Origin of the sequence: Nonomuraea maheshkhaliensis, assembly GCF_039529435.1 — a bacterium.
Lineage (GTDB): Bacteria > Actinomycetota > Actinomycetes > Streptosporangiales > Streptosporangiaceae > Nonomuraea > Nonomuraea maheshkhaliensis.
Genome location: NZ_BAAAMU010000021.1, coordinates 84,782 through 111,731, shown reverse-complemented (window position 1 = coordinate 111,731; position 26,950 = coordinate 84,782). Strand labels below are relative to the sequence as shown.

Annotated in this window: 22 protein-coding genes; 4 read left to right on the top strand and 18 right to left on the bottom strand. The window is 72.3% G+C overall.

Annotated features, from left to right (window positions below; all coding sequences use genetic code 11):
* From ABFX54_RS17040 to ABFX54_RS17020, 5 genes are all read right to left on the bottom strand, one after another.
* On the bottom strand, positions 1-641 hold a 641-nt coding region (locus ABFX54_RS17040), incomplete at its 3' end, for an ATP-binding cassette domain-containing protein (protein ID WP_346105867.1).
* On the bottom strand, positions 638-1,579 hold the full coding sequence (locus ABFX54_RS17035; RefSeq protein ID WP_346105865.1) for a sugar-binding transcriptional regulator: 942 nt from the start codon (positions 1,577-1,579) through the stop codon (positions 638-640). The genes ABFX54_RS17040 and ABFX54_RS17035, both read right to left, overlap by 4 nt.
* A gap of 60 nt (positions 1,580-1,639) precedes the next feature.
* Positions 1,640-3,148 carry an FGGY-family carbohydrate kinase gene (locus ABFX54_RS17030; protein ID WP_346105863.1) on the bottom strand — a complete coding sequence of 503 codons (1,509 nt, stop codon included), beginning with the start codon at positions 3,146-3,148 and terminating at the stop codon, positions 1,640-1,642.
* 2 nt (positions 3,149-3,150) lie between these two features.
* Positions 3,151-4,203: a galactitol-1-phosphate 5-dehydrogenase gene (locus tag ABFX54_RS17025; protein WP_346105861.1), complete on the bottom strand. Its 1,053-nt coding sequence runs from the start codon at positions 4,201-4,203 to the stop codon at positions 3,151-3,153.
* 45 nt (positions 4,204-4,248) lie between these two features.
* The gene (locus ABFX54_RS17020) at positions 4,249-5,247 is read right to left on the bottom strand and encodes a substrate-binding domain-containing protein (protein WP_346105860.1); all 999 of its coding nucleotides are present in this window, start codon (positions 5,245-5,247) and stop codon (positions 4,249-4,251) included.
* Between the two features lie 196 nt (positions 5,248-5,443).
* On the opposite strand from ABFX54_RS17020, the gene ABFX54_RS17015 reads away from it, so the two are divergent.
* From ABFX54_RS17015 to ABFX54_RS17005, 3 genes are all read left to right on the top strand, one after another.
* Entirely contained in the window at positions 5,444-5,995 is a 552-nt protein-coding gene (locus tag ABFX54_RS17015; RefSeq protein WP_346105858.1) for a GNAT family N-acetyltransferase, read from the top strand.
* Between the two features lie 81 nt (positions 5,996-6,076).
* The gene (locus ABFX54_RS17010) at positions 6,077-8,317 is read left to right on the top strand and encodes a glycoside hydrolase domain-containing protein (protein ID WP_346105895.1); all 2,241 of its coding nucleotides are present in this window, start codon (positions 6,077-6,079) and stop codon (positions 8,315-8,317) included.
* A complete protein-coding gene (locus tag ABFX54_RS17005; RefSeq protein WP_346105857.1) occupies positions 8,314-9,588 on the top strand; it encodes a glycosyltransferase in 1,275 nt (424 codons plus the stop codon). The genes ABFX54_RS17010 and ABFX54_RS17005 overlap by 4 nt, the downstream gene beginning before the upstream one ends.
* Positions 9,589-9,670: 82 nt before the next feature.
* Here the strand turns inward: ABFX54_RS17005 and ABFX54_RS17000 are convergent, their stop codons facing one another.
* From ABFX54_RS17000 to ABFX54_RS16975, 6 genes are all read right to left on the bottom strand, one after another.
* A complete protein-coding gene (locus ABFX54_RS17000; RefSeq protein WP_346105856.1) occupies positions 9,671-10,876 on the bottom strand; it encodes a cobalamin B12-binding domain-containing protein in 1,206 nt (401 codons plus the stop codon).
* Positions 10,873-12,570, bottom strand: a complete 1,698-nt coding sequence (locus ABFX54_RS16995) for a PP2C family protein-serine/threonine phosphatase (RefSeq protein WP_346105855.1) — start codon at positions 12,568-12,570, stop codon at positions 10,873-10,875. The genes ABFX54_RS17000 and ABFX54_RS16995 overlap by 4 nt, the downstream gene beginning before the upstream one ends.
* 334 nt (positions 12,571-12,904) lie before the next feature.
* On the bottom strand, positions 12,905-13,399 hold the full coding sequence (locus tag ABFX54_RS16990; protein WP_346105854.1) for a GNAT family N-acetyltransferase: 495 nt from the start codon (positions 13,397-13,399) through the stop codon (positions 12,905-12,907).
* A 154-nt stretch (positions 13,400-13,553) separates the two neighbouring features.
* A complete protein-coding gene (locus ABFX54_RS16985) occupies positions 13,554-14,297 on the bottom strand; it encodes a response regulator (RefSeq protein ID WP_346105852.1) in 744 nt (247 codons plus the stop codon).
* Positions 14,294-15,448, bottom strand: a complete 1,155-nt coding sequence (locus ABFX54_RS16980; RefSeq protein WP_346105851.1) for a hypothetical protein — start codon at positions 15,446-15,448, stop codon at positions 14,294-14,296. Before ABFX54_RS16980 ends, ABFX54_RS16985 begins: the two co-directional genes overlap by 4 nt.
* Entirely contained in the window at positions 15,441-16,574 is a 1,134-nt protein-coding gene (locus tag ABFX54_RS16975; protein ID WP_346105849.1) for a sensor histidine kinase, read from the bottom strand. Before ABFX54_RS16975 ends, ABFX54_RS16980 begins: the two co-directional genes overlap by 8 nt.
* 168 nt (positions 16,575-16,742) lie before the next feature.
* Between ABFX54_RS16975 and ABFX54_RS16970 the strand changes: the two genes are divergently transcribed.
* Positions 16,743-19,583 carry an AfsR/SARP family transcriptional regulator gene (locus ABFX54_RS16970; RefSeq protein WP_346105847.1) on the top strand — a complete coding sequence of 947 codons (2,841 nt, stop codon included), beginning with the start codon at positions 16,743-16,745 and terminating at the stop codon, positions 19,581-19,583.
* Positions 19,584-19,620: 37 nt separating this feature from the next.
* Here ABFX54_RS16970 and ABFX54_RS16965 read toward each other — a convergent pair whose 3' ends face one another.
* From ABFX54_RS16965 to ABFX54_RS16935, 7 genes are all read right to left on the bottom strand, one after another.
* Positions 19,621-20,532 carry a hypothetical protein gene (locus ABFX54_RS16965; protein ID WP_346105846.1) on the bottom strand — a complete coding sequence of 304 codons (912 nt, stop codon included), beginning with the start codon at positions 20,530-20,532 and terminating at the stop codon, positions 19,621-19,623.
* A 100-nt stretch (positions 20,533-20,632) separates the two neighbouring features.
* Entirely contained in the window at positions 20,633-22,978 is a 2,346-nt protein-coding gene (locus ABFX54_RS16960) for a galactose-binding domain-containing protein (RefSeq protein WP_346105844.1), read from the bottom strand.
* Positions 22,975-24,087 carry a hypothetical protein gene (locus ABFX54_RS16955; protein ID WP_346105843.1) on the bottom strand — a complete coding sequence of 371 codons (1,113 nt, stop codon included), beginning with the start codon at positions 24,085-24,087 and terminating at the stop codon, positions 22,975-22,977. Before ABFX54_RS16955 ends, ABFX54_RS16960 begins: the two co-directional genes overlap by 4 nt.
* Positions 24,084-25,520: an alpha-L-fucosidase gene (locus ABFX54_RS16950; RefSeq protein WP_346105842.1), complete on the bottom strand. Its 1,437-nt coding sequence runs from the start codon at positions 25,518-25,520 to the stop codon at positions 24,084-24,086. Before ABFX54_RS16950 ends, ABFX54_RS16955 begins: the two co-directional genes overlap by 4 nt.
* Positions 25,517-25,696, bottom strand: coding sequence for a DUF6903 family protein (locus tag ABFX54_RS16945; RefSeq protein ID WP_346105841.1), 180 nt, complete (start codon positions 25,694-25,696; stop codon positions 25,517-25,519). Before ABFX54_RS16945 ends, ABFX54_RS16950 begins: the two co-directional genes overlap by 4 nt.
* A gap of 12 nt (positions 25,697-25,708) precedes the next feature.
* On the bottom strand, positions 25,709-26,581 hold the full coding sequence (locus ABFX54_RS16940) for a carbohydrate ABC transporter permease (RefSeq protein ID WP_346105839.1): 873 nt from the start codon (positions 26,579-26,581) through the stop codon (positions 25,709-25,711).
* A 6-nt stretch (positions 26,582-26,587) separates the two neighbouring features.
* Positions 26,588-26,944, bottom strand: a complete 357-nt coding sequence (locus tag ABFX54_RS16935) for a carbohydrate ABC transporter permease (protein WP_346105837.1) — start codon at positions 26,942-26,944, stop codon at positions 26,588-26,590.
* Positions 26,945-26,950 lie beyond the last annotated feature (6 nt).

Genomic DNA, 26,950 nt, shown 5'->3' with positions numbered 1-26,950 from the left:
AGCACGGTCGCGCGGTCGCCGATCTCCATCACCTCGTCCATCCGGTGCGAGATGAAGATCACCGAGCGGCCCTCCGCGACGAGGGACCTGATGACCTCGAACACGGCGAGCAGCTCGCTCTCGCCGAGCGTGGCGGACGGCTCGTCCATGACGATCACGCGCGCGTCGGCGGTCAGGGCCTTGGCGATGGCCGTGAGCTGCTGGGCCGCGATCGGCAGGTCCCTGACCCGCGCGGTCACGGGGAAGCGGGCGCCGACCCGGTCCAGCGCCATGCGGGCCAGCCGCGCCCGTTCTGCCCCGCGGACGAACGGCCCCAGCCTGGGCGTGCGGCCGAGCAGCAGGTTCTGCGCCACGGTGAGGTCGGGCAGCAGGTCCAGCTCCTGGTAGATCACCGCGACGCCGGCGGCCAGCCCCGCGTGCGGGGTGGCGGGCGTGTACGGCTCCCCGTCCAGCAGGATCGACCCCTCGTCCGGCCGGTACGAGCCCGACAGGATCTTCATCAGCGTGCTCTTGCCCGCCCCGTTCTCGCCCAGCAGGCAGTGCACCTCGCCGGGACGCACGCTCAGCTCGACGCCGTCCAGGGCGACGGTGCCGGGGAAACGTTTGACGATCCCGGTCATGCGCAGGCGTTCCGTGCTCATGCGGCCTCCAGGAGATGGCGGGCGTTGTGGTCGTCGGTGATCAGCACGTCGCACAGGCCGCTGGAGACGACGGCCCGGCACACGGCGCGCTTGGCCGCGCCGCTGACCAGCGCGACGGAGGTGGTGGCCGAGCGCAGCACGTCCAGGGAGAGCCCGAGCGTGCGCCCGTCCAGGGCGGGATCGACGATCCTGCCCTCGGCGTCGATGAAGCGCCCCAGCACGTCGCCGACCGCGCCCGCCCCGGCCAGCGCGCCCAGGTAGGCGGCGTCGATCTGGCCCGAGTCCACCAGCACCGAGTCGCTGTCCATGCCGCCGGGGCTGAACAGGAACAGGTCGGCGCGGGCGGCCAGGGCCAGCACGTCGGCGATGGCCCGGTCGCTCTCCAGCACCGCGCGGGTGCTCTCCTGCTCCAGGATCGCCGGGGCGGCCAGCAGCGTCGCGGTGCCGCCGCCGTGGTGGGCCATCAGGCTGGCCATGCTGTGCGCGCTCGTGGGGTGGCGCGACCGGCTGAGGGCGCCGTTGATCTGCACCACGTTGACGCCGGTGGCCCAGCCGGGGGTCAGCCCACCGGCCAGCCGGTCGAGCGTGCGGCCCCAGGAGACGCCGATCAGGCTCGGCGCGGGCCGCATCTCCATCAGGTGCTCGGCGCCCGCCGCGGCCACGCGGTCGCGCATCTGCTCGGCGTCGTCGCCGCCGACCGCGGCGACCACGACGGCGTCCCGCAGGCCGAAGCGCTCCCTGAGCGAACGTTCCAGCGTGCGGACGCGGGAGCGCGGGTGCAGCACCTCGATGCGGACGATGCCGACCTCGCGCGCCTCGGCCAGCATGCGTCCCACCTTCCAGCGGGTGAGGTGCAGCGCGGTGGCGATCTGCTCCTGGGTCTCGCCGGCCTCGTAGTAGCGGACGGCCACCTGGTAGAGCTGGTCGTCGTCGCTCATCCGCCCGGCCTCCTCCGGTCGTCGCGGCTCATGCGGTCGCCCTCCTGCGGTCGTCGCGGCTCATGCGCCCGGCCTCCGCCCGCTGAGGCGGTGGGAGATGCCGGTCGTGGCGGCGGTGGCGGCGCGGTAGTCGGCGTAGCCGTGCCGGTAGGCCGCCACGTTCCCGTCCACCGGCTCGACCGTGCGCACCTTGGGCGCGTAATGCGCCGCCGCCTCCGCCAGCGAGCCGTGCCGGCCCGAGCCGGCCGCGGCCAGCACCGAGCAGGCCCGCAGCGTGAGGTTGTCGCCGCTGACCAGGTGGACCGGCCTCCCGAGCACGTCGGCGGTGGTCTGCAGCCACAGCTCGTTGTGCTGGATGCCGCCCGACAGGAAGATCTCGTCCACCGCGATCCCGCCGTCGGTGAAGGAGTCGACGACCTGGCGGGTGCCGTACGCGACGCCTTCCACCGCCGCCCGGTAGACCTGCTCGGGCGTGCTGGCCAGGGTCAGGCCGAGCACCGCGCCGCGCAGGTGCGGATCGCGCAGCGGCGTGCGGTTGCCCATGAAGTAGTCGAGGACGATCAGTCCGTGCTCCACCGGCGGCAGCTCCGCCGCCGCCTTGATCAGCCCGCCGATCTCCGCACGCGGCCGGCCGATGAGCCCCTCGCCCGTCCACGCCAGCACGGAGCCCGCACTCACCTGACCGCCCTCGACGAGCCAGCGGCCCGTACGCAGCGCGTCCGGGTACGGCCCCCACACGGTGGCGGGGAAGACCGGCTCGGCGACCTCCGTGACGAAGGCGTTGGACGTGCCGCAGACGATCGACACCTGCCCCTCGTGCCCGCCGCCGACGGCCAGCAGCGACAGGTGCGCGTCGATCCCGCCGGACACGACGGTGGCCTGGCCCGTGATGCCGAGCTCCGCGCGGGCCTCCGCGCCCAGCGGCCCCACCGGGTCGCCGACGGGCACGATCTCGTCGGGCAGCTTGGCGGCCAGGTCGCCGATGCCGAGCGCCTCGTACAGGTCGTGCGGATGACCGGTGCCGCGCGGGTCGTAGTTGCTCTTGCAGACCGCGTTCATCCGCGAGCCCGCCCACCGCCCGGTGAGCCGCCAGACCATGTAGTCCACCGCCTCGACGATGCGGGCGGCGGCGCTGTAGGTGGCGGGCTCGTGGCGTGCCAGCCACATGGCCTTGGGCACCAGCCACTCGACCGCGTCGCGGCCGCCGGAGTACCGCAGGACCGGATGGCCGGCGCCGGCGGTGAGCTCGGACTCCTCACCGGCCCTGCCGTCCATCCAGAGCAGGGCCGGCCGCAGCGGGCGGCCGTCCCGGTCGAGCACGGCCACCGTCGAGGCCGTGGTCGCCACCGCGACCCCCTCGATCTCCGGGCCACCGGCCTCGGCGAGCGCCTGCCTGACGGCGTTCGCGCCCGCCCGCCACCAGTCGTCCGGATCCTGTTCGGCCCAGCCGGGCCGGGGGAACCGGGTCGGGTACGGGTCCGCGCCCGACCCCATGAGCGTGCCGTCGACGCCGTAGACCGCCGCGCGGGCGCCTTCGGTCCCCAGGTCGAGGGCGAGGAAGGCAGCCATCGTCACTCCTCGTTCGGCAGGAAGAGGACCTTGGAGCTGAAGATCGAGCGGTCGCCGAGGCTCGCGATCGTCGCGGGCAGCGCGTCCAGCCCCAGCTCGTGCGTGATCATGAACTTCCAGGCCAGGTCGCCCGAGGCCAGCGACCGCGCCGCCACCCGCCACTCGTCACCGGGGAAGGGCGCGGAGAAGGAGTTCCAGGCTCCGTGCAGGGTGACCTCGCGGCGCAGGAACGAGCTGAACGTGGCCTTGGGCAGCACCACGGGCTCGTGCGGGATGCCGATGAACACGGCCTCGCCGTGCCTGGCGGCCAGCGCCACGGCCTGGTCGACGGTGGCGGGCACGCCCGCCGACTCGATGACCACGTCGTAGCCGTCACCGGCCGTCTCCGCCGCGGCCTGGGCGCTGGTCGCGGTGTGCGTGGCGCCCGCCTCCGTGGCCATGGCGGCCTTCTGCTCGTTCAGCTCGACGACCAGCACCTCAGAGGCCCCGGCGAGCCTGGCCCACTGCACGGCGAACAGCCCGATGGGGCCCGCGCCCACGACCGCGACCCGCTTGCCGCCGCGCATCTTCGTCCGCCACAGGGCGTGCAGCGCGATCGCGGCCGGGTCCAGCATGGCCGCCGCGCGCGGGTCGAGGTCCGCGGGCAGCACCATCAGGTTCTCGTCCGGGACGGTGACGTACTGCGCGTACGCCCCGTCCCGGCGGCTGCCGAAGTAGCCGTAGTTCTTGCACAGGCTGAAGTGGCCCTGGCTGCAGGGTTCGCAGGCGTGACAGGGGATCAGCGGGGGCACCGTGACCAGGTCGCCCTCGCGGACGCGGCCGGTGGCGGCCAGGTCCGCGCCGAGCCGTACGACGTGGCCGGAGAACTCGTGGCCGCAGATGATCGGGAAGTGGTACGCCCCCGCGTGCAGCATGCGGGGGATGTCCGAGCCGCAGACCCCGCAGGCCGCGACGCGGACGAGCGCCTCGCCGGGACCCGGCTCCGGCACGGGCACCTGCTCGACCCTGATGTCGCCGGGGGCGTGGAGCACCGCGGCCTGCATGGTTTCCGACATCCTTGCGCCTTTCTTGCTGGGTTGCCTGGCCTGGGGTGCCAGGCCTTACTTGCTCGCCTGGGCGAACTCGCCGGAGCCCGCGTAGTCGGCCGCGTTGTCCGTGTCGATCAGCGCCGTGCCGGCGTCGATGTTCGGCTCGACCTGCTCGCCCTTCTGGACCTTGAGCACCGTCTCGACGGCCGTGGAGCCGAGGGAGATGGGGTCGTTGAGCGCGGTGGCCACGTACTGGCCCTGGGGGATCTGCTTGACCGCCTCCATGAGGCCGTCCACCCCGGCGACCAGGACCTTGTCCTTGCCGTTCTCCTTCAGCACCTGGAGCGCGCCGAGCGCCATGTCGTCGTTGTGCGCGTACACGGCGGCGACGTCGGGGTGGACCTGGAGCAGGTCCTGCATCGCGGTGACGGCCTTGGAGCGCACGTAGTCCGAGTACGGCCCCTCGACGATCTTGATCTTGGGGTTGCCCGCCACGGCTTCGTGGAAGCCGGCGCTGCGATCCCGCGCGACCGCGCCGCCCGCGTCACCACGGATCTCGATCACGGTGCCGCCCTTGTCGCCGAGCTGCTCGCTCAGCCGCTTGCCGACGAGCGCGCCCATCGCCTTGTTGTCCCGCCCGACGTGCGCGACCGCGCCTTCAGGCACCGGCCGGTCCACGGTCACGACCGGGATGCCGGCCGCCTTGGCCGCGGCGATGCCGGGCTGGACGCCCTTCGGGTCGACCGGGTTGATCAGCAGGACGTCCACCTGGCGGGTGATGAGGTCCTGGATGTCGTTGTTCTGCTTGGTGACGTCGCCGCCCGAGTCGGCGAAATAGAGCGTTCCACCGGCCTTCTTGGCGGCGGCCTCCGCGCCCTCGCGCAGCTGTACGTAGAAGGGGGACTGCTGGGTCGCCTGGCTGAAGCCGATGGCGACGGGGCCGTCGTCCTTCTGCCCGGCGGCTCCGGTGGAGCTGTCGGTGGAGCCACCGGGGGAGGTGGACACCGAGCACGCGGTCAAGGCGGTGACCAGGAGCAGGGCAGGGATTGAGAACGACCGGAATGCACTCATAGGGGCCTCCGTATGTGACGTAGGTAACGCACCGTAAGTCGGCTTTTAAACTGATCGCAACACTTGAGCCACATTTTGCTCATATGAGCATGGGTGCGAAGGTCGCTCCGGCCGGCGGCAAATTCGCAGGCCCTGACGGCCACCGGCGGCGTACGGTACTTCCGTACGCCTATAGGACGATCTTTGGAGATGAGTGATGTTCGCGGTGTCCCTGGGTGACGACGGCGCCGAGCTGCGCCCGCTCGAACCGTGGCAGGCCGGGGAGTTCCTTGCCCACATCGAGCGCGGGCGCGAGTTCATCGGCCGGCACGTCGGGCTGCCCGACCGGATCCAGGACCTGGAGTCGGCGCGGGACTTCCTGCGGGAGTACGCGCTCAAGGCCGTGGACGACACCGCCCGCATCTACGGCATCTGGGCCGACGCCAAACTCGTCGGCGGGGTCATCTTCCGCACCATGGACGTCCAGCAGGGCAACGCGGAGGCGGGCTGCTGGCTGGAGCCGTCGGCGGCGGGCAAGGGGCTGGTCACCAGGGCCGTACGCGTGATCATCGACTGGGCCGTCGAGGAGCGCGGCATCCACCGCGTGGAGTGGCAGGTCTCGGCGGCCAACGGGCCCAGCATCGCCGTGGCCCGGCGGCTCGGCATGACCAGGGACGGGGTGCTGCGCGAGAGCTATCCGCACCGGGGCGTACGGGCGGACGTGGAGATCTGGTCGGTCCTCGCGCCCGAGTGGCGGGCCCGCCGCTGACCCGCCGGACGGACGGATTCGTGGTACAGGATTTCATCTCGGCGAAACCTACGGTGAGGTCGCGCTGGGTAGAGTCCCCGCATCCTGGACAACGTTGACCCCTTCATCGGCACAGCGGCCACCGACCTGCCACGCGCCCGCGGTCTGGCCGCCACCTGGTGGTGGCCGAAACCGCAGGTGGGAAACACCCACCCGGGCGCCACGTCGCCGCTCGGCATGGTGTCGGCCTGCGCCTACTCCGGGGCTTACCCCACCGGCTACGGCCGCTACGCCAAGAACACCGAGGGCGTGCCCGAGGAGATGTACGAGCGGCTGCAGGCGTCCGGCTTCACCCACTTCCAGCAGTCCGGCACCGGCGCGATCCGCAAGTACTACAACTACGTCCGGGTCACCCCGATGGTGCAGCCACTCGACGAGCTCGGCCAGGCGTGGCCGCTGCGCGACGAGGTGGCTCAGGCGGGCTACTACGCGGCCACCCTGGACACCGGGATCCGCTGCGAGCTGACCGTCGGCGCCAAGGTGGCCGTCCATCGCTACACCTTCCCCGAGCACGGCAGCGCCCGCGTCGTCGTCGACCTGTCCTGCGGCGGCCTCGACATCGAACTCGGCCGCACCGTGCCGCTGCGGGCTCAGGTCGAGAGCGTGGGGCACGGCCGGGCCCAGGCCACGGTGGTGATGGAGGGCGTCCCGCTGTCGGTCTGCCTCGACGTCGACAGCCCGGGCTGGCGGCAGATGCTCTGGTACGACCGGCGCCTCATCGACGGCGGCACCCGCCTCGACTTCGACAGCATCCGGCACACCACCCTGCGCCCCTTCGGCCTGCTCTTCATGGGCCCGGCCACGGCGGGACAGACCATCGAGGTGCGGCTCGGATTCTCGCTGCGCGGGTGCGACCAGGCCCGGCGGAACCTGGAACGCGAGTGCGGGGCCGCCCAGCCCGCCTTCGACGCCGTACGCGGGCGCACCAGGGCCCGCTGGGCCGACCACCTCGGCCGGGTCCAGGTCGAAGGCGGCACCCCGGCCCGGCGTACCGTGATGGCGACCGCGCTCTACCACGCGCTCGTCAAGCCGTGCATCGCCGACGACGAGAGCCCGTTCTGGCCGGCCTCGGGGCCGTTCGCGTTCGACGTCTGCACCATGTGGGACATCTACAAGACGCAGCTCCCCCTGCTCGCCGCCATCGTCCCCGGCAGGGCCGCCGACCTGCTCGAATCGCTGATCAGGGTGTGCGAGGAGGAGGGCAACTTCCCCATCGGCTACCGCATGGCCCGCGGCGCGGACCGGTTCTTCCGGCAGGCCAGCGCGCTCGTGCACACCGCGCTCGCCGACGCCCACGCGCTCGGCCGGGAGAGCTTCGACTGGAACTGGGCGCTCGTGCACATGGTCGGCGACCTGCGCCGGATGTACGGCGAGGACTTCTTCGAGCACGGCCTGGTGCACCCGATCACGCACACCCTCGACCTGGCCTACGCCTACCACTGCACGGCGCAGGTCGCCAGAGCGCTCAACGACCGCGGCCTGGCCGACGACCTGGAAGAGCGCGCCCGCCAGTGGTCCAACGCCTTCGACCCCGGCACCGGGCTGCTGCGCGACTCGGAGTTCTACGAGGGCGGCAAGTGGAACTACTCCTTCCGGCTGCTGCACGACATGGCGGCGCGGATCGCCCTGGCCGGCGGCGACGAGGCGTTCGCCGTCAAGCTCGACCGCTTCTTCGGGTTCGGCGCCCCGCCGGTGCGGCAGCCGGGCCGGCGCCCCCTTCCCGCGGAGATGCTGGCCGGCTACGCGCTCAACCGGTTCGAGGGGCTGAACAACGAGCCCGACATGGAGGCGCCGTGGGCCTATCACTACGCGGGCCGGCCCGAGCGCACGGCCCAGGTGGTGCAGGCGGCGCTGACCTGGCAGTTCGGCACCGGGCCCGGCGGACTGCCGGGCAACGACGACTCGGGCGGCCTGAGCTCCTGGTACGTCTGGGCGTCACTGGGGCTCTTCCCCGTCGCCGGGCAGAACCTGTTCCTCGTCAACGCGCCCGCGTTCGAGCGGGCCGTGCTCAGGGCCGGTGACAACGAGTTCGTCATCGAGACCAGCGGGCACCGCGAGACGCCGATCGGCGCCGACGGCCTCGACCGCGACCCGCCGGCGCAGTACGTCCAGGCGGCGACGCTCAACGGCGAACCCCTGCACGCGACCCACCTGAGCGCCACCACGCTGCACCGGGGCGGCCGGCTGCACCTGCGGCTGGGCCCGGAGCCGTCGGCGTGGGGGCGCGACGTCCGCCCGCCCTCCCTCTCCCATCCGCCCGCGACACCGGAGGAAACGCGATGACCCACCCCCCTCGCCGTCTCGTCATCGTGGTCAGGGCCGATCCGGTCATCTGCGGCCACTCCGGCGAGGCGCGCAATCTCGCCGAGGTGGCCCTCACCCGCGGGTTCACCGACGTACGCCTGCTGACGTGGCCGATTCCCGCGCTCCAGGCGGCCGGGTTACCGCTCAAGCCGCTGGACCGGCTGTTGCCGTACAGCGCCGGGATCACCGTGGAGCGGCCGGACGCGGTCGGCGACTACCGGGTTCCCGACGGACGCCACCAGGCCGGGCTCACCGGCCGGCTCGTCGAACTGCTCGCCGAGCCGGTGCCCACGGTCTGCCTGTCCATGTACCTGGCGCCGCACACCGCGGTCGTCGTGGACGCGGTGGCGGCGGCACGCGCGGCCGGGTTCGCGCCCGATGTGCGGACCGTGGCCAAGGCGGTCGGCTCCGACGTGACGAACGTGATCCGGTCATGCCTGCGGGAGGGCCGGTTCGGGGCGGCGACCGTGCTGTTCACCACGTTCCTGGCCAACGACGAGGTCGTCGCCGTCTCCGAATACACCCGGCAGGAGATCATCGCCTCCGCCGAGCAGGTGGACGCCCGATGCGGCACCACGTTCGCCGAGCAGTGCCGGCGCCGCGTCAGCGTCAGCTACCCGCCGATCGACTCATCCGCCTTCCTCGGCCTGGACCCCGCGCGGCTGGACGGCGCGCTCGAACGACGCGGCCTCTCGCGTGACGGATACGTGCTCTTCCTGTCCCGGGTGACCCGGGCCAAGGGTGTCCACGACCTGATCGCCGCCTTCAAGCGGGCGCGCTGCCGGTCGCGGGTCAAGCTCGTCGTCGCCGGCACCGGGCCCGATCTGGAGCAGGTACGCGCGATGGCCGCGGGCGACGAGCGGGTGGTCTTCATGACCGACGTCGACGACCAGGAGAAGGCGCTGCTCATGCGCGGCTGCGCGGCCTACGTCCTGCCGACCAAGCCCGTGCCCGAGTTCGTGGAGACGTTCGGGATCGCGCTGGCCGAGAAGATGCTGGCCGGCGGCGGGCCGATCATCACCACCATGACGGGCGGAACCCTGGAGGCGGTCGGCGACACCGCCGTCATCGTCGCGCCCGAGGACGTCACCGGCCTGGCCGCGGCCCTCGACCGGGTGGTCCTGGACATGTCCCCGGCCGAGCGGGGCGACCTCGAACGGCGCGCCCGTGCCCGCGCGATGCGCTTCGACCGGGCGGCGGTCTTCGACGATCTGTTCCCGCGGCCGCAACCCGCCGTCGAAGTCGCCTGAGCCGCGTCCGTCGCGCCGGTGGCCGGACGGTCGCCGTCACTCCGCGACGTCCGGCAGCCGCCCGTGTGGCCCGCCCGTCTGGTCATGCGCCGGGCGGCTCGGTGTGGTGGGGGAGGCGCAGTGCGGCTTCGGCTCGGGCGAGTGCGCCGACGGCGTGCGGGAAGTCGGTGAGGCGGGCGGCCAGCGACTCCAGCATCGACCGCAGCAGGGCGGGGGAGACGCCACGCGCCTCGTGCGTGTCGGCCATCCAGCGCACGAAGGACGAGAGGATCTCGGGGTCCTCGACGTACAGGGCGGCCCGCAGGAAGTCGACGATGTGAGCGACCTCCTCGGCGGTCTGCTCGAACCACCGCCAGCCCTCCCCGGGCGCCGGTCGGTGCTCCACCGGCTGCGCGCCCCATTGCTCAGCCTGCGGCTCGGTCTGCTGGGCGGCCCACTGCTCAGCTCGCGGTTCGGTCTGCTGCTCGTTCCTGGACGCGGTCTCGGGGAGTCGCCTGGTCAGGTCGTCCAGGACGGTCCGCACCAGGTCGGGGGCGGAGCGGGTCACGTGGCTGTACTCGCGGCCGTCCAGGTGCGGCAGGTCGTCCTGGACGGAACAGGCGCGGCGGGGCAGCGGCCCGGCGGACAGGAGGTCGGCCGCGGCCCGCGCGTCGGGCGCCCAGGCGTCGGCGCCGAGCAGGCGGGCGTAGCGGCCGTCCGCCCCGAACGCGGGACCCCCGGCCAGCACCGGCATGCCCGCCGCCCGGCACGCGGTGATCGCCATGTGCGCGGCGGGCAGCCGGACGGCCAGCGAAGTGGACAGGGCCACCACGTCGGGGTTCGTCCGGTGCAGGTGCGCGACCAGTTGCGGCGTGGACACCTGCGCGCCCAGGTAGTCCACGTCCCATCCCCGGGTCCGCAGCACCTCGGTCAGCAGCCGGGCGGGAAACGCGTGCCACTCACCGTCGATGCACGCCACCGCCACCCGCCCCAACCCCGCCGCCCCGCCCCGACCGGCGGTCCGTCCGGCGGTGTGGTCCGCGATGCGTTCGGTGGTGCGGTCGGCGAGGGCGGTGAGCACGCGTTCGTTGACGGCGGTCGTGGTGTGCTCCTGGGCCACCGTGATCCGGTTGGCCGCCCATTCGTGACCGACGCGCGACTGCACCGCCGCGACGATGTCCAGCAGCAACGTCTCCATGGGGACGCCGGCGTCGAGGGCGGCCATCGCCACGCCGGTGGCGGCGTACTCGTCACCGGCCGTCGCCGCCGCCCACAACGCCTCGGCGCGCTCCTCGATGTCGTCCTTCACCGCGTTCCTCCCGCAGACGCCCCCTGCGCCGACCCGTTCTGCGCTGACCTCTCCTGGGGCGGCCCGTTGCCCGGGGCGTCTCGGGGAGCGGTGATGGCGACGACGGCCATGTCGTCGTGCTCGCCCCCGCCGACCCACTGCGAGGCCAGCATCTGGACGCGTTCGGCCAGTGCCTCCGGCGGCATGCCCGCGCACATGTGCAGCCGCTCGCACAGTCGTTCCTCGCCGAAGAACTCCTGGCCGAGCGGGCCGCCCCTCGCCTCGATGATGCCGTCGCTGTAGAGCAGGCACGTCTCTCCCGGCTCCAGCACGACGGGCGTGGTGACGCAGGAGACCTCCTCGATCGCGCCGATCAGCGTGCCCTCGGCGGGTACCGTCTCGACGCGGCCGTCGTTCCTGATGATCAGCGGTGGCGGGTGTCCGGCACTGGTCACCCGCAGCGCGACCCGCCGGCCGTGTCGCTCGAACGAGACCAGTACGAGGGTGACGTAACGGGTCGGATCACCATCGTTGACCAGCACGCTGTTCAGTCGTTCCAGCACGCACCGGTGGTCGTCGGCCAGGGGCAGCAGCGCGCGCAGGGTGTTGCGGATGCGGCCGGTGAGCACGGCGGCCTCCAGCCCCTTGCCGGCCACGTCCCCGAGCACCACCAGCGACTCGCCTCCCGTGCCGGTGACGGCGTGCACGTCGTAGAAGTCGCCCCCGACCCGCTCGGCCGGCCCCGCCGGCCGGTAGAGCGCCGCCAGCTCCACCCCCTGCAGCCGTGGCGTCGGCGGCGGCAGCAGCTCGGCCATGAGGACCTCGGTGATGGTCACCTGCTCGGTGTAGAGGCGGGCGGCCGAGATCGCCGATCCGGCCAGCGCGGTGAACAGCCGCACGAACGCCTGCTCGCCCGCCGTGAACCCGGCCGGGCGTCCGTGGCGCAGCAGCATCAGCGCGCCCACGGGCAGCCCGTGGCCGGGCAGCGTGGTCACCGCCACGGACCCCTCGCCGGGCGGGGCGGTCACCGCTTCGGACCTCTCGCCGGGCGGGGCGGTCACCGCTTCGGACCCCTGCTCGCCGGGCCGGTGGGGGAGCAGCCATGCGGGCAGCTCGGCCGGGTCGATCCAGTGGACGGACTCCGGCGGAAGGGACTGCAGGGCCTCGGCGAGCCCGGGCGCCGTCCGCGGGTCGGCGCTCACGCTCTCCCGCCGCATGCCACGGTCCGACTCGTACCAGGTGAGCAGCTGTTTACGGCCCGACAGGGGCAGTACGACCAACGCGGCGTCGGCCAGGTACCGGACGGCCAGCCGGGCGACGGAGTCCAGGCAACGATCGAGGTTCAGCGACGGCAGCAGCTCGTTCGCGGCCTCCACCATGCACGCGCTCCACTCCCGCTCGGCCGGCCGCGCCGCGACCTCCGGCCGCTGCTCGGTGACGTCCACGAGCCACCAGACGACGTGGCCGCCGCCGGAGTGGACGCGGTGGGCCTGGAAGGTGCGCCCACCGATCTCGCCCTCGACCGCGCGCGGCCCGTCGTGGGGCCCGTCGGGGGGCCCGTCGTGGGCGCGGGTGAGCCAATCGGGTGCGGTCCGTGGCATCCGCTCACCGTCGGCCGTGCCGGAGAGCAGCAGCCGGGCAGCCTCGTTCGCCTGCGCGACGACGCCCGTGGCGTCGATCGTCAGCATGGGGTACGGCGAGTCCTCCCACATCATCCGGCCCCTGCTCTGCCCCGGACAAACCCGTGTAGTCGCCACATTACAGGCGGTTAGCCATTGCTTGTCTCCCCGTTGTGCATCTTCGCCGTCCCTTTATCGGCTGCGGGTCCCCGCCGTGCTCGTGGCGTCCGGGCCGCTCGCGCATACTCCCGGCATACCGTCGCCGGATACGGTCCCCCAGCAGGTGATCGGCACAGGGCGCGCCGATCCCGGGAGGATGGGATGGCGGCTCTTCTCTGAGGGGGAGGGGAGCCGCCATAACAGCGCGAGTCGCCGCGACCGGGCAGGGCGCCGTGATCGGGCAAGGCGCCGCTGCCCGGCGGAGCGTCGTTTACCGGACGCTGCGGTACTCGGCGGTCGCCGCGTCACCGGCGGTGCGACGGAGGCCGGCCTTCTCCAGAACGCGGACCGAGGCGGGGTTGGTCAGCTCGACCGTGGCCCGCACGACGGAGACCTCCGGCGCGGTCAGGGCGAACTCGACCAGCGCCCTGGTGGCCTCCGACGCGTAGCCGAGGCCGCGCCGCGAGGGCACGATCCCGTACCCGAGCTCCACGACACCGTGGTTCGGCGGCCAGAACAGGCCGATGGAGCCGATCACCAGCCCGCTCTCGCGTTCGACGACCTGACGGTGGCCGTACGGATCGAGCAGGCCGGCCTGCCCGTGGATGACGCCCGCGATCACGCGGTCGCCCTCGGCGGGGAAGTCGTCCGCCCAGGAGGCGGAGCGGCTGCCGTCCAGGACGGCGGCGAGGTCACCGGCGGGCCATGGACGCAGCACGAGACGGTCGGTGGCCAGATCCGCACCGGTCATGAAAAAGGTGGACACGTGACACTCCTGGTCGTTGTCGAATGACGACCGGGACGCTGCCGGCGAGCCGCTTCTCAGACTCGCGCGACCCGGTCAAGGGCATGCCGACGAAGCTCTCGGCGAGCCATATTCATCAACCTCCCCTGCCGACGCGGTCACGTGCCGGGGCAGCCTACCGTACGGGCGGTGTCCGCCCGGATTCCGGAGGGCCGGATTCCGGAGGGCCGGATTCCGGAGGGCCGGATTCCGGAGGGGCGGTGCGGTTCAGTTCGGCGAGGGTGATGAGGCCGTCGTCGAGGGCGCGGCCGACCAGCTCGCTCTTGGTACGGGCACTCCGCCCCACGTCGGCGTACTTCACCCGGACGCGGGTGATGTAGGTGTCCACGGTCTTGACGGTGATGTTGAGCTTGGCGGCCACGAGCTCCTTGGACGAGGACACGAACCACGCCCGCAGCACCTCGGTCTCTCGCTGCGACAGGCGCGGCCGGTCGGGGGAGTCGTCGGTGACGAGCGCCCCTGACAGCGACGGCGCCGTGTACGACTCGCCCCGCGCGGCGGCCCGGATCGCGGGCACCAGGTGCTCGGGGCCCTCGCGCTTGGTCAGATAGGCGAGCGCGCCGAGGTCGATGCACTTGATCGCGGTCGCGTCGTCGGTGTGCTGGGAGTAGACGATCACCCGCCGGCCGCTGTCGACCAGCCTGCGCAGCTCGCCGAAGTCGGGCCGGTGCGGCACCAGCTCCAGATCGAAGATCACCACGTCGGCGTCGGCCCCCGGGCCGGTCCAGACGTCGGCCAGGCGGTCGCGCGCGTCGACGAGCTCGATCGGCGGCACCGCCTGCGCACACCAGAACCGGACCCCGGCGGCGATGGCCGCGTGATCGTCGACGATGACCGCGGTGATCGTCCCGCCGTTCACAGGGGCCGGAGACTGTGCCGCGCGACCGGTCCCCCCGTCGGTTCCCGGCTCGGTTGCCATCGGACCTCCACCCATACGATGTCGTCGTTGTGCAGCGCCTCGACGAGGACGCCTGGAGTCGCCGGGCCGGGCAGCTCCACCTCGCCGCTGTCCGCGACGACGCTGACCGACACCAGCTCCGGGCCGGCCACCACGGTGACCCGCGCGTGGGAGACGGCGGTGGCGAGCACGGTGAGCACCGCCTCGGTCAGATCGCGCCGGACGGCCACGGGCAGCGGCGGGCACTGCCCGCGCGCTTCCAGCTCCACCACCACGCCCTTGCGGTCGGCCACGTCGGCGCAGTGGCGCAGCTCGTGCATGAGGGGATCGGCGACGGCGTCGGTCTCGGCGAACAGCCGCCGCATCCTGGCCGCCTCGATCGCGCAGCGCCGCTGGACCGCCGCGTCCTCGGGGCGGAGCGAGCCGTCGGCCAGCCCCTCCAGCAGCGGGATCGTGGACGTGGACAGTTCGGCGAGCCGCTGCCGCCTGCGCCGGTGGGATGCGGCCGCGACGGCCTCGGCGACGCGTACCCGCTCGGCCTCTTGCTGGGAGGCGGCGGCCGCCGCGCTGAGGCCGTGCAGGGCGGCGGCCGACACGGCGACGCACAGCGGAAAGCCGATCACGGTCACCGAGCCGGTCGCGAACCGAGCCAGCGCACCCCGGCTGGGGCCGTCGAGCAGGAGCAGGTGCAGCAGCGCGAGGAACTCGTGGGCGGCCAGGAAAGCCCCGGCGATCCGCAGCGGACGGTCGAGCAGCACGACCAGGCCCACCCAGTTGGCCGCGCCGAAGATCCAGTCCACGCCGGTCGCGGTGCGGTCGTCCGGCTGCGTCGCGTACGACAGCGCCGACGCGGCGAGCACCAGGGCGACGGCGGCCCGGCGCGTCCGGCCCCACGAGCGCCGCCGGACCAGGAGCAGGATCTCGCCCGCGAGCGGCACACCCAGCATCGCGAGCGCGGCCCACTGGGTGAACGCGGGCTCGTAGGAGTCCAGGTGGCGTAGCAGGTTGGACAGACCGAGCCCGAACACGATCGCCACGGCCACGATCGCGGTGGCGATCCGCAGGCCGTGGCCAAGCTGGCTCCTGGTCTGCTCCTCGGTGGTGTCAGTCATGCCGCGCCCGCCATTCCAGCCGGACCAGGGTGCCTTCGCCGGGAGCGGAGACGATGTCCGCCGAGCCGCCGACGCGGGTCATCCGGCCGCGTACGGACTCCCTGACGCCGTGCCGGGTGAGCGGCACGTCCTGCACGCGGAACCCCTTCCCCTCGTCGGCGATGTCGAGCCGCAGCCGCCCGCCGTCGCCGCTCAGCCGTACGGTGGCCCGGGTCGTGCCCGAGTGGCGGCGGACGTTGGTGAGAGCCTCCCGCGCCGCGCCGGCGACGGCCGCGGCGACGCCGGGCGGGAGCGGCAGCCGCGCGGGCGCCTCGAACTCCACGCTCAGCCGCGCCACCTCCAGGTCAGCGCGCAGCATCCCGACCAGATCCGTGAGCCCAGGAGCCGGCGCGCTGCCCGTACGCAGGCTGTCCAGGTCGCGGCGGGCCTGCGGGGCGAGCCAGCCGGCGTCCGAGCGCACCTGCCCGATGCCGACCATCAGCAGGGTGGTCGCCGCCGTGTCGTGCAGGGAGTTGGCGAGCTCCCGTTCCTCGGCACGGACGGCCGCGGCGACCAGCGATCGGGCGCGGGCCCGCGCGGCCTCGTCCGCCATCCGGTCGGCCCGCGCGGCGGCGCGCCGGACCAGCGTCCAGACCGCCCTGGACAGCCCTGCCGCGGGCACCGCCCACATCGTCCCCGTGACCAGGGTCGGGTCGGGATCCTCCGTCGCCGCCGAGGCGGCGGCCAGGACGGCCACCGCTCCGCCGCCGGCCACGAGCGCCGCCACACCGCCTGCCAGCGGGGTCGTGTGCCACTGGCACGTCACGCAGAAGAAGGTGAGCAGCAGCCGCAGCCAGCCGGTGTTGGTGTCGGCGACGGCGTCCGTCCAGAAGACGCCGCCGAACAGCCCGAGCTGCACCAGGACGTCGAGCCCCACCGGCAGGCTGCCCCGCCCCGCGAGCAGCCACCACGCGTAGCCGCACGTCCAGACGAACGCGACGGCGACCATGACCCCGGTGGCCGCGAAGTGCTCGGGCGGCGCACGGAACAGGGCGATCCCGCAGATCGGGACGAGCGTCGCCAGCCGCACGGCGGCCGCGTACCGGCGGCCGAAGCGCGTCAGCAGCCGCGCCGCCTCCTCCGCCACCTCGTCCTCCGCCCGATCGCCGTATTCCGCAGGAACGCAGCCTAGCCGGATCAAGATCCCCCGAAGTCGGACGAACCCCACATTCGCCGCAGAGGTCTTCCCGAGTGACCAGGTCACGATTCGGTGGAATCGATACCGATCATCACGCTTAACTGCTTCCCTTTGCCGGTGAGCGAACCCGAGCTGTGGCTGTCGGTGCTGGGCCCTGTGCGCGCCCGCCGGAACGGGGCCGAGGTCGATCTCGGCTCGCCCCAGCAACGGCTGGTCCTGGCGGCGCTGCTGCTGGCCCGTGGCCGGGTGGTCGGCCACGACCTGCTGCTCGACGCAGTCTGGGGCGACCGGCGGCCGCGCACCGCTCTCAGCACCCTGCGTACCTACGTCTCCCGCCTGCGCGCCGCACTCGGCGCCGGCGCGATCGTCTCCGCCGGGCACGGGTACGCCCTCGACTCCGCCACCTCCGACCTGGCCGCGATGGAGCGGCTGGCGCAGGAGGGCAGGTACGGCGAGGCCCTCGCGCTCTGGCAGGGCGAGCCGCTGGCCGGCCTGGAGGGCGCCTACGCCCAGGCGCAGCGGGCCCACCTGGCCGAGCGGCGGCTCACCCTGCTGGAGCGCAGGATCTGCGAGGACGTCGAGCAGGGCAGGCACGCCGAGGCCGTGGCCGAGCTGACCCCGCTCTGCGCAGAACACCCCACCAGGGAACGGCTGGCCGGGCTGCTGATGCTGGCGTTGTACCGCTCGGGCAGGCAGGCGGAGGCGATCGGGGTGTTCACCGACACCCGCGAGCTGCTGGCCGGGGAGCTCGGCCTCGACCCGTCCGCCGACCTGGTACGGCTGCACCAGCGGATCATCACCGCGGATCCGGAGCTCGGCACGGGGCCCCAGGACGACCGGACGCCCTCCACGCCGGTGCCGCGCCAGTTGCCCGCCGACACCGCGGACTTCACTGGCAGGCAGGCGCACATCGAGCAGGTGACCAGGACCCTGCTCGCGGCCGACGGGTCCGCGCTCGTCGTCGCGGCCGTGGCGGGCGCGGGCGGCATGGGCAAGACCGCCCTGGCCGTGCACGTGGCGCACGGGCTGGCCGGCGCCTACCCCGACGGCCGGCTCTTCATGGACCTCCAGGGCGCCGGGCCGCGTCCGCTGGCGCCCGAGGCCGTGCTGGGCGCGTTCCTGCGCGCGCTGGGCGTGGACGCCGCCTCGCTGCCCGACGACCCCGGCGAGCGGGCCGCGCTCTACCGTTCGACCCTCGCCGAGCGGCGGGTGCTGGTGGTGCTGGACAACGCGGCCAGCACGGCCCAGGTGCGCCCGCTGCTTCCCGGCGCGGCGGGCTGCGCGGTGCTGGTGACCAGCAGGGCCAGGCTGACCGGCCTCTCCGGCGCCCACCACGTCGATCTGGAGGTCATGCCCCCGGACGAGGCGATGGAGCTGCTGGTCAAGGTGGTCGGCGAGCCCAGGGTGGCGGCGGAGCGCGAGGCCGCGTACGACCTCATGCGAGCCTGCGGGCACCTGCCGCTGGCGATCAGGATCGTGGCCTCCCGGCTCGCGGCCCGGCCCGGATGGAGCCTGGCCAGGATGCGCGACAGGATGGCCGACGAACGCCGCCGGCTGGCCGAGCTGCGGGTGGACGACCTGGCCGTGGAGGCCACGTTCGCGCTCGGCTACGACCAGCTCGACGAGGCGCACGCGTCGGCGTTCCGGCTGCTGGCCGCGCCGAACGGGCCCGACCTGCCGGTGGCGGTGGCCGCGGCCGTGCTCGACATGGACGAGGCGGAGGCCGAGGAGCTCTGCGAGGCTCTGGTGAACGTGAGCCTGCTGGAGTCGCCCGCCCCCGGCCGCTATCGTCACCACGACCTGCTCAAGATCTTCGCCCGCTGCCGGCTGGACGAGGAGTCGCGGGGGGTGGCGATGGACCGGATGCTCGGCTACTTCCTCACCAATATGGCGGAGATCTTCGGGATGATGTACCCCGGCGCGCCACTGCTCGACACGGTCAGGGTGACCGGCAAGAGCCCGGCCTTCGCGGACCTGGAGGCGGGTCTCGAATGGGGGACGGCCGAGGAGTACGGCATGCTCTGCTGCCTCAACCAGATCGCCGAGACGCCGGGATCGGCCCTGTACGACGCCGTCTCGCTGATCGACATGATGACCGACGTCTTCGACTTCGAGTCCGACACGACCGGCTACGAGCGGGTCGTGGGCCGGATCATCGAGGCGGCGGCCGCGCGTGGCGACCTGGCCGCCGAGGTGTACGCCCGGCGCAAGCGCGGCGAGATCCTGCACGCCCGCAGGGCGATCGAGGCGGCGGTCGAGGAGGGCATGGCCGTACGCGTGGCCGGCCGGGCCGGCGGGCTGGCCCTGCACCACGCCTACGCGGTCAACCTGCTGGCCATGATCGCGCATGAGCGGCGGGAGTACGACGAGGCGGCCGCGATGTACCACGAGTCGATCGAGGTCTGGCGCTCGCTCGGCCACCGCTCGGAAGAGGCCGTCGTGCTCGGCAACCTGGCGCTCGTGCTGAGTGAGGCCGGCTCACACACGGAGGCGGTCGAGGTCGCGGAGACGGCCGTCGGCATCTCGCGTGAGCTGGGGGAGGGCCGGCCGCATCCCCAGATCGTCTACCAGTTCGGCGTGGCACTCGGCGCGGCCGGTCGTCACGAGGACGCGCTCGACCGCTTCGAGGAGTGCCTGGCGGAGTTCCGCCGGCTCAAGCAGCACACGTGGGTGGGGCTGGCGCTGCGCCGGATCGCGGAGATCCACCTCCGCGCGGGCCTGCCTGACAGCGCTGTCGAACGCGCGGAGGAGGCCCTGGCCCTGCTGTCGGAGGTGGCTCAGGTGTGGGCCAGAGGCCGGGTGCTCGCGCTGCTCGGCCGGGCGCTGATCGAGCTGGGCCGAGCCGCGAGGGGCCGGGCCTGTCTGGCGGAGGCGCTGGAGCTCCTGGAGCGGCAGCGCCTCCCCGACGCGGACGACGTACGCGCCCTGCTGGCCGAGCTCCCGCCCCCGGGCGGCTGATCCTGGGATTCGGCCGCCCGGCTGCCCGGTCAGGTGGCTACTCTTCCTTCTCGGCCAGCGCGCCGCAGGTGAAGCCCTTCTCCCGCTCCGGGTCGAGCTGGATGTCGGACAGGTTGGTCGTCTCGATGGGACGGCGCATGGTCTCCAGCTTGTCGCAGTCGAAGAAGACGTACGTGCCCTCGCTCTCGCCCAGCAGCATCATCCAGCGGCCGTCGTAGAGCGGCTTGTCGTCCTCCGCGTTCTTGATCACCGTCCACTGGTCCTGGAAGCCGACGTAGCTGAGCAGCTCGGGGGCCTGGCCGGTCTCCTGCACCTCGACCGCGCCCTGCACCATCGCGAGGATCAGCAGGAAGCCCAGCCCGAGACCGGTCAGGGCGCCGACGAGCACCTTCGTGGCGGCCCGCCCGACCGGCTTCTTGCGCAGCAGCCGGAACGGCACCACGAACGTGACCACACCGAGCCCGACCGCGATGATCACCATGATGGCGAGGTCGAGGTTGCCGAAGAGGTTGAACAGACCCCAGTAGGTCGCGCCGCACCACAGGGCGGCGATCAGCGCGGCGATCCACGGCCGCCGCCGGATCCCGGCGATCATCTTGCTGAACAGGCCCAGGGTCACCTTGTCGATGAGCCAGCAGAGCCCGACGACGAGGCCGATCGTGGGCAGCAGGATCAGCAGCATCAGGATCAGGGTGCCCATCAGCCGGCCCAGGAGCACGGACTGGTCGATGCCCGCCTGCTGGGGGGTGATGCCGAAGATGCCGTACATCTGCTCGACCCCGAGGTAGAGCACCGCGTAGAGCGTCACGCCGATGGGGACGATGACCGAGCTGATGCTCTCCAGCACTCCGAGAACGCTGCTGCTGCCCTCTTCCTCGGCGGAGGTGTCGGGCGCGGGAGGCTGGGGTATATCGGTGCGGTCATGGACCGCGACCTGGTGATGGGACATGGCGCTCGAAGATAGACCTTTCACGTATACGACTTGTTGACGAAAGGTAAACGGGTGGACACCATAGCGCCCACCCGTTTGATCGCCGTGTGCCGGGGCCCTACGCGCCGGCGCGGTGCACGGCGATCTCCGTGAGGGTCGGGCTGTAGACCTCCGACGGCAGCAGGCCGGTGAGCGCCACCCGCAGCTTCGCGGTGGTGACGTCGCCGAAACCGGTCACCGACCGGTCGTGGCCGACGCCGTCCGAGCCGCTCGCGAAGGTGACCCAGGCGCCGCTCGCGGCGTCCCAGCGCTGCAGGTCGAAGGTGCGCACGCGCGGGTTGGTGCCCGAGTCGGTGTACTCGTCGAGATACACCTCGTCGAACGTGGTGTCCGCGCCGAAGTCGACGTCCAGCGTGATCGGGTACGCCGCGTCGTCGGCCGCCGCCCAGCGGGTCGCCGGGTCGCCGTCGGTCAGGTTCGCGGCGATCAGCGTGCCGTTCGCGCCGGGATGGGTCGAGCTCGCGGTGACCGGCTTGCCGAGGGCGAGGTTGGCGCGGCCGCCCTGCTCCTCCTCGATGGGGTGCTCGTCCACCGGGTTGCGCACCTTCTTGCCGATCCGGCTCTCCGCCATGCCGATGTCGGGCGCGTCCCCGTAGTAGATGTGGGTGCCGAGGAAGTCCTCGGTGCCGAGGTGGGGGTTGTAGCGGCCGGCGTCGATGAGCGGCGAGTCCTTGCGCAGCTTGAAGTGGGCCGCCGCCGTGCGGATGCGGTCAACGCCCGCCCCGGTCACGTACCTCGCCGGGTCGCCGGCGAACTTCGGATCGGTGCGCACGCCCGCCTGGTCGGCCGGCTCCTGGGCGGAGTGGGTGCCACCGGCCTCGTAGAAGGCGTTGTTGGAGAACACCGCCTGGCGCAGGGCGCCGGTGCGGCGGTACCACGGCGTCGCCTCCGCCTTGGAGGTGTTGTAGAAGATGTTGTTGAGGAAGTAGACCTTGCTCAGGAACGTCTCGTCGTGGACGTAGTCGAGGTCGGCGCCGTCGTAGACGAAGGTGTTGTTCGTGAAGTACGTCGGCGAGTAGTTCGTCGAGAGCATGTTCTTCACCAGCACGCCGTTGTCGTTGACGCTCAGGTTGTAGCGGGCGACCGAGTCGGAGCTGTTGCCCATGTAGGCCATCCAGCCCGCCGCGTTGTCGTGCGAGTAGTTGAACTGGTAGGTGACGTTGAAGTTGGTGTACTCCAGGTCCCACGGGGTGCCGTCGTACTCGTTGTCGGGGCCGCCGTACACCTCGTTGAACTGCATCACCGAGTCGGCTCCTGCCCACAGGTAGAGCCCGCACGAGACCGCGTCGTAGCGCTTCAGGAACCCGTTGACCTCGTTGTACTCGGCCGTCATGTTCTTGCTGTTGGCGAACTGGAACGCGCCCTGGCCGATGCTCTCGGCGTAGTTGTGGCTGATGGAGACGTCCCGGCTGTAGAGATCGCGGGTGCGCACCCAGAGCTGCTCCCAGCCCTCGTGGAACTTGCCGGCCTCGTCGTACTCGCCGGCGTCCCTGCCGTCGGCGGCGAACCAGTTGAACGCGAACTGCACGGCGTGCAACTCGACGTTCTCGAACGTGTTGTCCTCGATCTTGACGTCCTTGAAGTGGTGGCCGCCGGTGCCGTACTCCTTGTAGCTCTTGGACCCGAAGACCTGGAAGTTGACGCCGCCGTAGTGGATCTTCTGCCAGGTGCTGGGGCCGTCGAGGTCGTGGACGTACACGTCGGTGACGCGGAAGTGGTCCATGACGCTGTCCGCGCCCGCCGGGAGCAGGTCGGCGTTGATGGAGACCGCGATGCCGTCCCTGACGTAGCCGCCGGTGGTGATGTTCGTGGCGAAGTCGTCGTCGTTGGACAGTTCGACGTGGTCGATCTCGAAGTACTGCTGGTTGCGCAGCACGATGGCGCCGGTCAGGCCGACCGTCTCCGGGTTCTTCGTGCCGTCCGCCTTGAACGGGCTCGGCACCTTGCCGTTCGTCGCGATGTACGGGCGGCGGGCGCGCGGGTCGCCGTACGCCGAGATGGTGATCGGCTTGCCGGCGCTGCCGGAGCCCTTGGGCCACAGCTGCTCGTCGTGCCATTCCTCGCCGGCCTTGAGCAGGATGCGGTCGCCGGGCCGGAACGTGGTCGCGTTCGCCTTGGCCAGGGTGCGCCAGGCGGTCTTGCGCGAGGTGCCGGGCCCTTCGTCGCGGCCGTTCGTGGCGTCGATGTAGTAGTCCGTGCCGCCGGTCCTGTTCGGGGTGTTGCCGGGCAGGGCGCGCTCGGTGGCGGGGGAGGGGCGGCCCGGGGCCTGCGCGGCCGACGCGGCCACGGGGGCGAGCGAGCCCGCGTCGAGCGTGGCGAGCAGGCCGGTCAGGCCCGCGCGCAGCGCCCGCGCCACAGGCCGGCGGCGCGCCGGCTCGGGGGGTGCGGTACCGACAGTTCTCACTGTTGCACATCCTCTGCGTTGATGGCGTCCACCGCCGCCGCGTCGATCTCGGCCTGGCCGGCCTCGACACGGTCGCGGATGAACTGGTCGAACTTCTCCTCGACGAGCGACTGCCTGATCCGCCGGGCGTACTCGGCGAAGGCCGCGTCCTCGTCGACGGTCTTGTCGTCGAGCTCGTAGTAGGTGATCTGGCCGGCGCCGGGGACCGGGGCGGAGATCTGGCCCTTCTCAAGGGAGCCGAGCACCGCCATGAGGTCCTGGTCGTGCACGGCCGAGCCGCCGCCGCGCTGGGTGGCGGTGGTGAGCTCGGCGCCGGGCTCCCGCTTCGCGAGCCGCGCCAGCCCGTCGGCGGCGGCCACCCGCCGCCGCAGCCCTTCCGCGTAGTCGCCGGACGCGCCCTTCGGCACCGGGACGACGAGCTTGGCGTACGTGTACGTGGTCGCGTTGGCGCTCCACGCGTCCCTGTCCTGCTCGAACGCCTTGCGGACGTCGGCGTCCGTGACGTGCAGCGGGCCGTCCCGGCTCGCGCTGAGCCGCCGCTTCAGTGCCGTGGTCAGCTCGGTGAGCCGGTGGGAGTAGAACTCCTCGGGGGAGAACTCGGCCAGGCCGTACACGACCTCGCCCTTGGCGATGGCGGCCGCGCGGCGCTCGTTCTCGGCGGCCAGTTCGTCCAGGAAGCCCGCGTGGCCGGCGGCCGCGGGCAGGCCCTGCTCCCTGGCCAGGGCGAGCACCGTCCTGTCGTGCTCGATCTGGTCGAGCGCGCGGGCGGCGAGGCGCTGCAGCGCGGTGCGGTCACCGGCCCGCTCGTTCCAGTCGGTGGGGGTCCTGAGGTGGTAGGTGTTGCGTAACTCGTTCTGCACCCGGGGGGCGAGCATGCGCATGTGGAAGAGCAGCTCGTCGCGGGTCACCGGCTGACCGGCGACGGCGGCGACCCGGTCGGTGCGCTGGCCGAGCACGACCGCGCCGGTGACCAGCAGGGCGACCAGCGCGGCCAGCGCGCCCGCCACCACCAGGACCCGCCGCGATGGGCGGCGGCTCGATGGGTGGTGGCTCGATGGGTGGTGGGGTCGCTTGCTCTGGTGCGCGCGGCTCTTCGTCGCTGCCTTCATGAGGCGGCCGTCCCTATCGCGGCGACCCGGGCGACGACGGGTGTGTCCCTGGTGCGGGTGATCTCGACCTGGACGGTGTCCACCTCCGCCGGAGGGAAGGTCAGGACGCGCTGGTAGCCCACGGCGTCAGCCTCGGCCAGCGTCGTCCACCGGCCGCCGGCGCGACCTCGTACGAGCACGTGCTCGACGCGCTGCCCCTCCGCGATGTGCTCGCCCACGACGACCGCCTCGACTGGTCGGGGCCGGTCGAAGGTGAGTGTGAGGCCGGGCCGAGGGTCGGCGTCGTCCGGCCGCCACGGCGTCCGCGCCTGGCCTGGCCAGGCGGTCGCGGCGTCGCCGGGGGCGCCGGACGTCACCGTCACGGACGCCTCGATCCGCCGGGCGCGGAAGTCCTCGATCCGCCGTCCCAGCTCCGTCAGCACCGCCACGTCGGCCGCGCGCACCAGCCCGTCGCGGGCCGGGGGGACGTTGAGCAGGAAGGTCGCGTTGCCGCCGACCGAACGCAGGTAGATCTCGAACAGCTCGCCGGCGGAGCGGACCTGGCCGTCCTCTGAAGGATGGTGGAACCAGCCGGGGCGGATCGAGGTGTTCACCTCGGCCGGATACCAGACCAGGTCGTCCTCGTGCCCCGCCAGGGCGGCCCGGCTGCCCAGGTCGCGCTCGTCGCTGCGGACGAGCCGGGCGAACGTGCCGTCGTCCGCCTGCTGCGAGCGGTCCGCGATCCGTTCGGCGTCCTGCAACGCGCGCGGGACCACGCTCCACTCGTCGGTGCGGGTGGCGCCGGCCTCGTTGCCGCACCAGCGCACGTCCGGGCCGCACACGTTGATGACCGCGTCCGGCTGCAGGTCGCGGACCACCGCGTAGTAGCGCTCCCAGTCGTAGACCTGCCGCTTGCCGTTCGGGCCCTCGCCGTTCGCGCCGTCCAGCCACACCGTGAACACCGGCCCGTAGCGGGTCAGAAGCTCGGTGAGCTGGGCGACGTAGAAGTCGTCGTACGCGCTCCCGGCCCCGTACGACGCCTCGGTGCGGTCCCACGGCGACAGGTAGACGCCGAACTTCAGCCCGTGCCGGCGCGCCGCCCGCGCCACCTCGTCCACCACGTCGCCCCGGCCGCCCCGCCACGGTGAGGACGCCACCGTGTACGTCGTGACGTCGCTCGGCCACAGGCAGAACCCGTCGTGGTGCTTGCAGGTCAGGATCACCCCGGTCATCCCGGCCGCCTTGAGCGCCCTGACCCACTGGTCGGCGTCCAGACCGGAGGGGTCGAAGCCGGCCGGGTCGTCGTGACCCTCGCCCCACTCCCTGTCGGTCATCGTGTTCATGCCGAAGTGGATGAACCCGTAGAACTCCATCTCCTGCCAGGCGAGCTGACGGGCGCTCGGCCGGATCGCGACCAGCTCAGGAGCCGGGTCCAGCGCCCGGGCCGCCGTCACCGGAACCGCCGGTTGTAGGAGGCCAGCACGCCCAGCAGCACCGCCAGCGCGCCGAGCATGATCGCCAGGCTGCCCCATCCGACGGTGGTGCGGGCGACGACGACCGCCGCCACACAGACGGCCGCGATGATCGTCCGGGTGGTGACGAGCAGCACGCCGCGCGTCGAATCCTTCATGAATGTCTCCTTCTAGCCCTTCACGCCGCCGGCGGCCATGCCCTCGATGAGCCGGCGCTGGATGAGCGCGTACAGGATGAGGACGGGGACGATGACGATGACCATGCCGGCGTACAGGCGCCCGTAGTCGGCCGCCGCCTTCTGCGCGGTCATCAGGTTGAGCAGCCCGACCTGCAGCGTCTTGCCCTCGCCCGGCAGCAGGGTGAGCGCGATGATGAAGTCGTTCCAGTAGGCCAGGAAGTTGAACAGGATCACGGTCGTGAGCGCCGGCCGCGCCATCGGCAGCATGACCCTGGTCATGACCTGGAAGCGCGAGGCCCCGTCCAGGGCCGCCGCCTCCTCGTAGTCGGCGGGGATCGAGCGGAAGTACGCGGTCAGCAGGTAGATGCTGAACGGGATCGACGTGGCCGCGTACACGAGCGACAGGACCCCGGGGTTGTCGATGAAGAAGCCGCCGGGCAGGAGGTCCACGAGCGCGCGGTCCCAGTCGACGAGCATGAGGAAGATCGGCACCACGATGTAGTTGACGTTGACGAACAGCCCCGCCAGCAGCGCGACCTCGACCAGGCTCCGGCCGCGGAACTCGTAGCGGGCGATGACGTACGCGGCCGGCACCGACACCGCCACGACGAACACCAGCCCGAGCACGGTGACCAGCAGCGAGGTGAAGAAGTACTGGCCCATGCGGGCGCCCACGAACGCGTCGACGTAGTTCTGCAGGTGCAGGCCCTCGGGCAGCGCCCACGGGCTGCCGTAGAACTCGCCCTTGCGCTTGACCGAGGCGAACAGCACCCAGGCGACCGGCACCGCGATGGCCAGCGCGATCGCCGTGACGAGGACGTAGGTGAGCGCGCGGCCCGTCCTGGCCTTGGTGAAAGTGGTCATGTGTCCTCAGAACTGAAGGGGTTCGCGCCGCGTCGCGCGGCTCACCAGCAGCGACACGAGGAACGAGAAGGCGAAGATGACGACGCCGATGGCCATGCCGTAGCCGTACGACGAGTTCGTGTACGCCTGCTTGTACATGTAGCTCAGCAGCACCTCGGAGGAGCCGTCAGGCCCGCCGCCGGTCATCGCGCGGACGAGGACGAAGCTGAGGTTGACCGCGCTCATCACGAAGAACGTCAGCGTCGTGCGCAGGTTCTGCCAGATGAGCGGCAGCGTGATGGCGAAGAACTGGCGGCCGGCCGAGGCGCCGTCGAGCGCCGACGCCTCGTAGACCTCCTCGGGGATGCTCGCCATGCCGGACATGTAGAG

Coding starts and splice junctions, on each gene's coding strand:
- ABFX54_RS16955 (WP_346105843.1), bottom strand. CDS start 24,087: ATGAAGGCAGCGACGAAGAGCCGCGCGCACCAGAGCAAGCGACCCCAC.
- ABFX54_RS16945 (WP_346105841.1), bottom strand. CDS start 25,696: ATGAAGGATTCGACGCGCGGCGTGCTGCTCGTCACCACCCGGACGATC.
- ABFX54_RS17030 (WP_346105863.1), bottom strand. CDS start 3,148: ATGGCTGCCTTCCTCGCCCTCGACCTGGGGACCGAAGGCGCCCGCGCG.
- ABFX54_RS16965 (WP_346105846.1), bottom strand. CDS start 20,532: ATGTCCCATCACCAGGTCGCGGTCCATGACCGCACCGATATACCCCAG.
- ABFX54_RS17005 (WP_346105857.1), top strand. CDS start 8,314: ATGACCCACCCCCCTCGCCGTCTCGTCATCGTGGTCAGGGCCGATCCG.
- ABFX54_RS16935 (WP_346105837.1), bottom strand. CDS start 26,944: ATGTCCGGCATGGCGAGCATCCCCGAGGAGGTCTACGAGGCGTCGGCG.
- ABFX54_RS17015 (WP_346105858.1), top strand. CDS start 5,444: ATGTTCGCGGTGTCCCTGGGTGACGACGGCGCCGAGCTGCGCCCGCTC.
- ABFX54_RS16980 (WP_346105851.1), bottom strand. CDS start 15,448: ATGACTGACACCACCGAGGAGCAGACCAGGAGCCAGCTTGGCCACGGC.
- ABFX54_RS17025 (WP_346105861.1), bottom strand. CDS start 4,203: ATGTCGGAAACCATGCAGGCCGCGGTGCTCCACGCCCCCGGCGACATC.
- ABFX54_RS16940 (WP_346105839.1), bottom strand. CDS start 26,581: ATGACCACTTTCACCAAGGCCAGGACGGGCCGCGCGCTCACCTACGTC.
- ABFX54_RS17020 (WP_346105860.1), bottom strand. CDS start 5,247: ATGAGTGCATTCCGGTCGTTCTCAATCCCTGCCCTGCTCCTGGTCACC.
- ABFX54_RS16995 (WP_346105855.1), bottom strand. CDS start 12,570: ATGATGTGGGAGGACTCGCCGTACCCCATGCTGACGATCGACGCCACG.
- ABFX54_RS17035 (WP_346105865.1), bottom strand. CDS start 1,579: ATGAGCGACGACGACCAGCTCTACCAGGTGGCCGTCCGCTACTACGAG.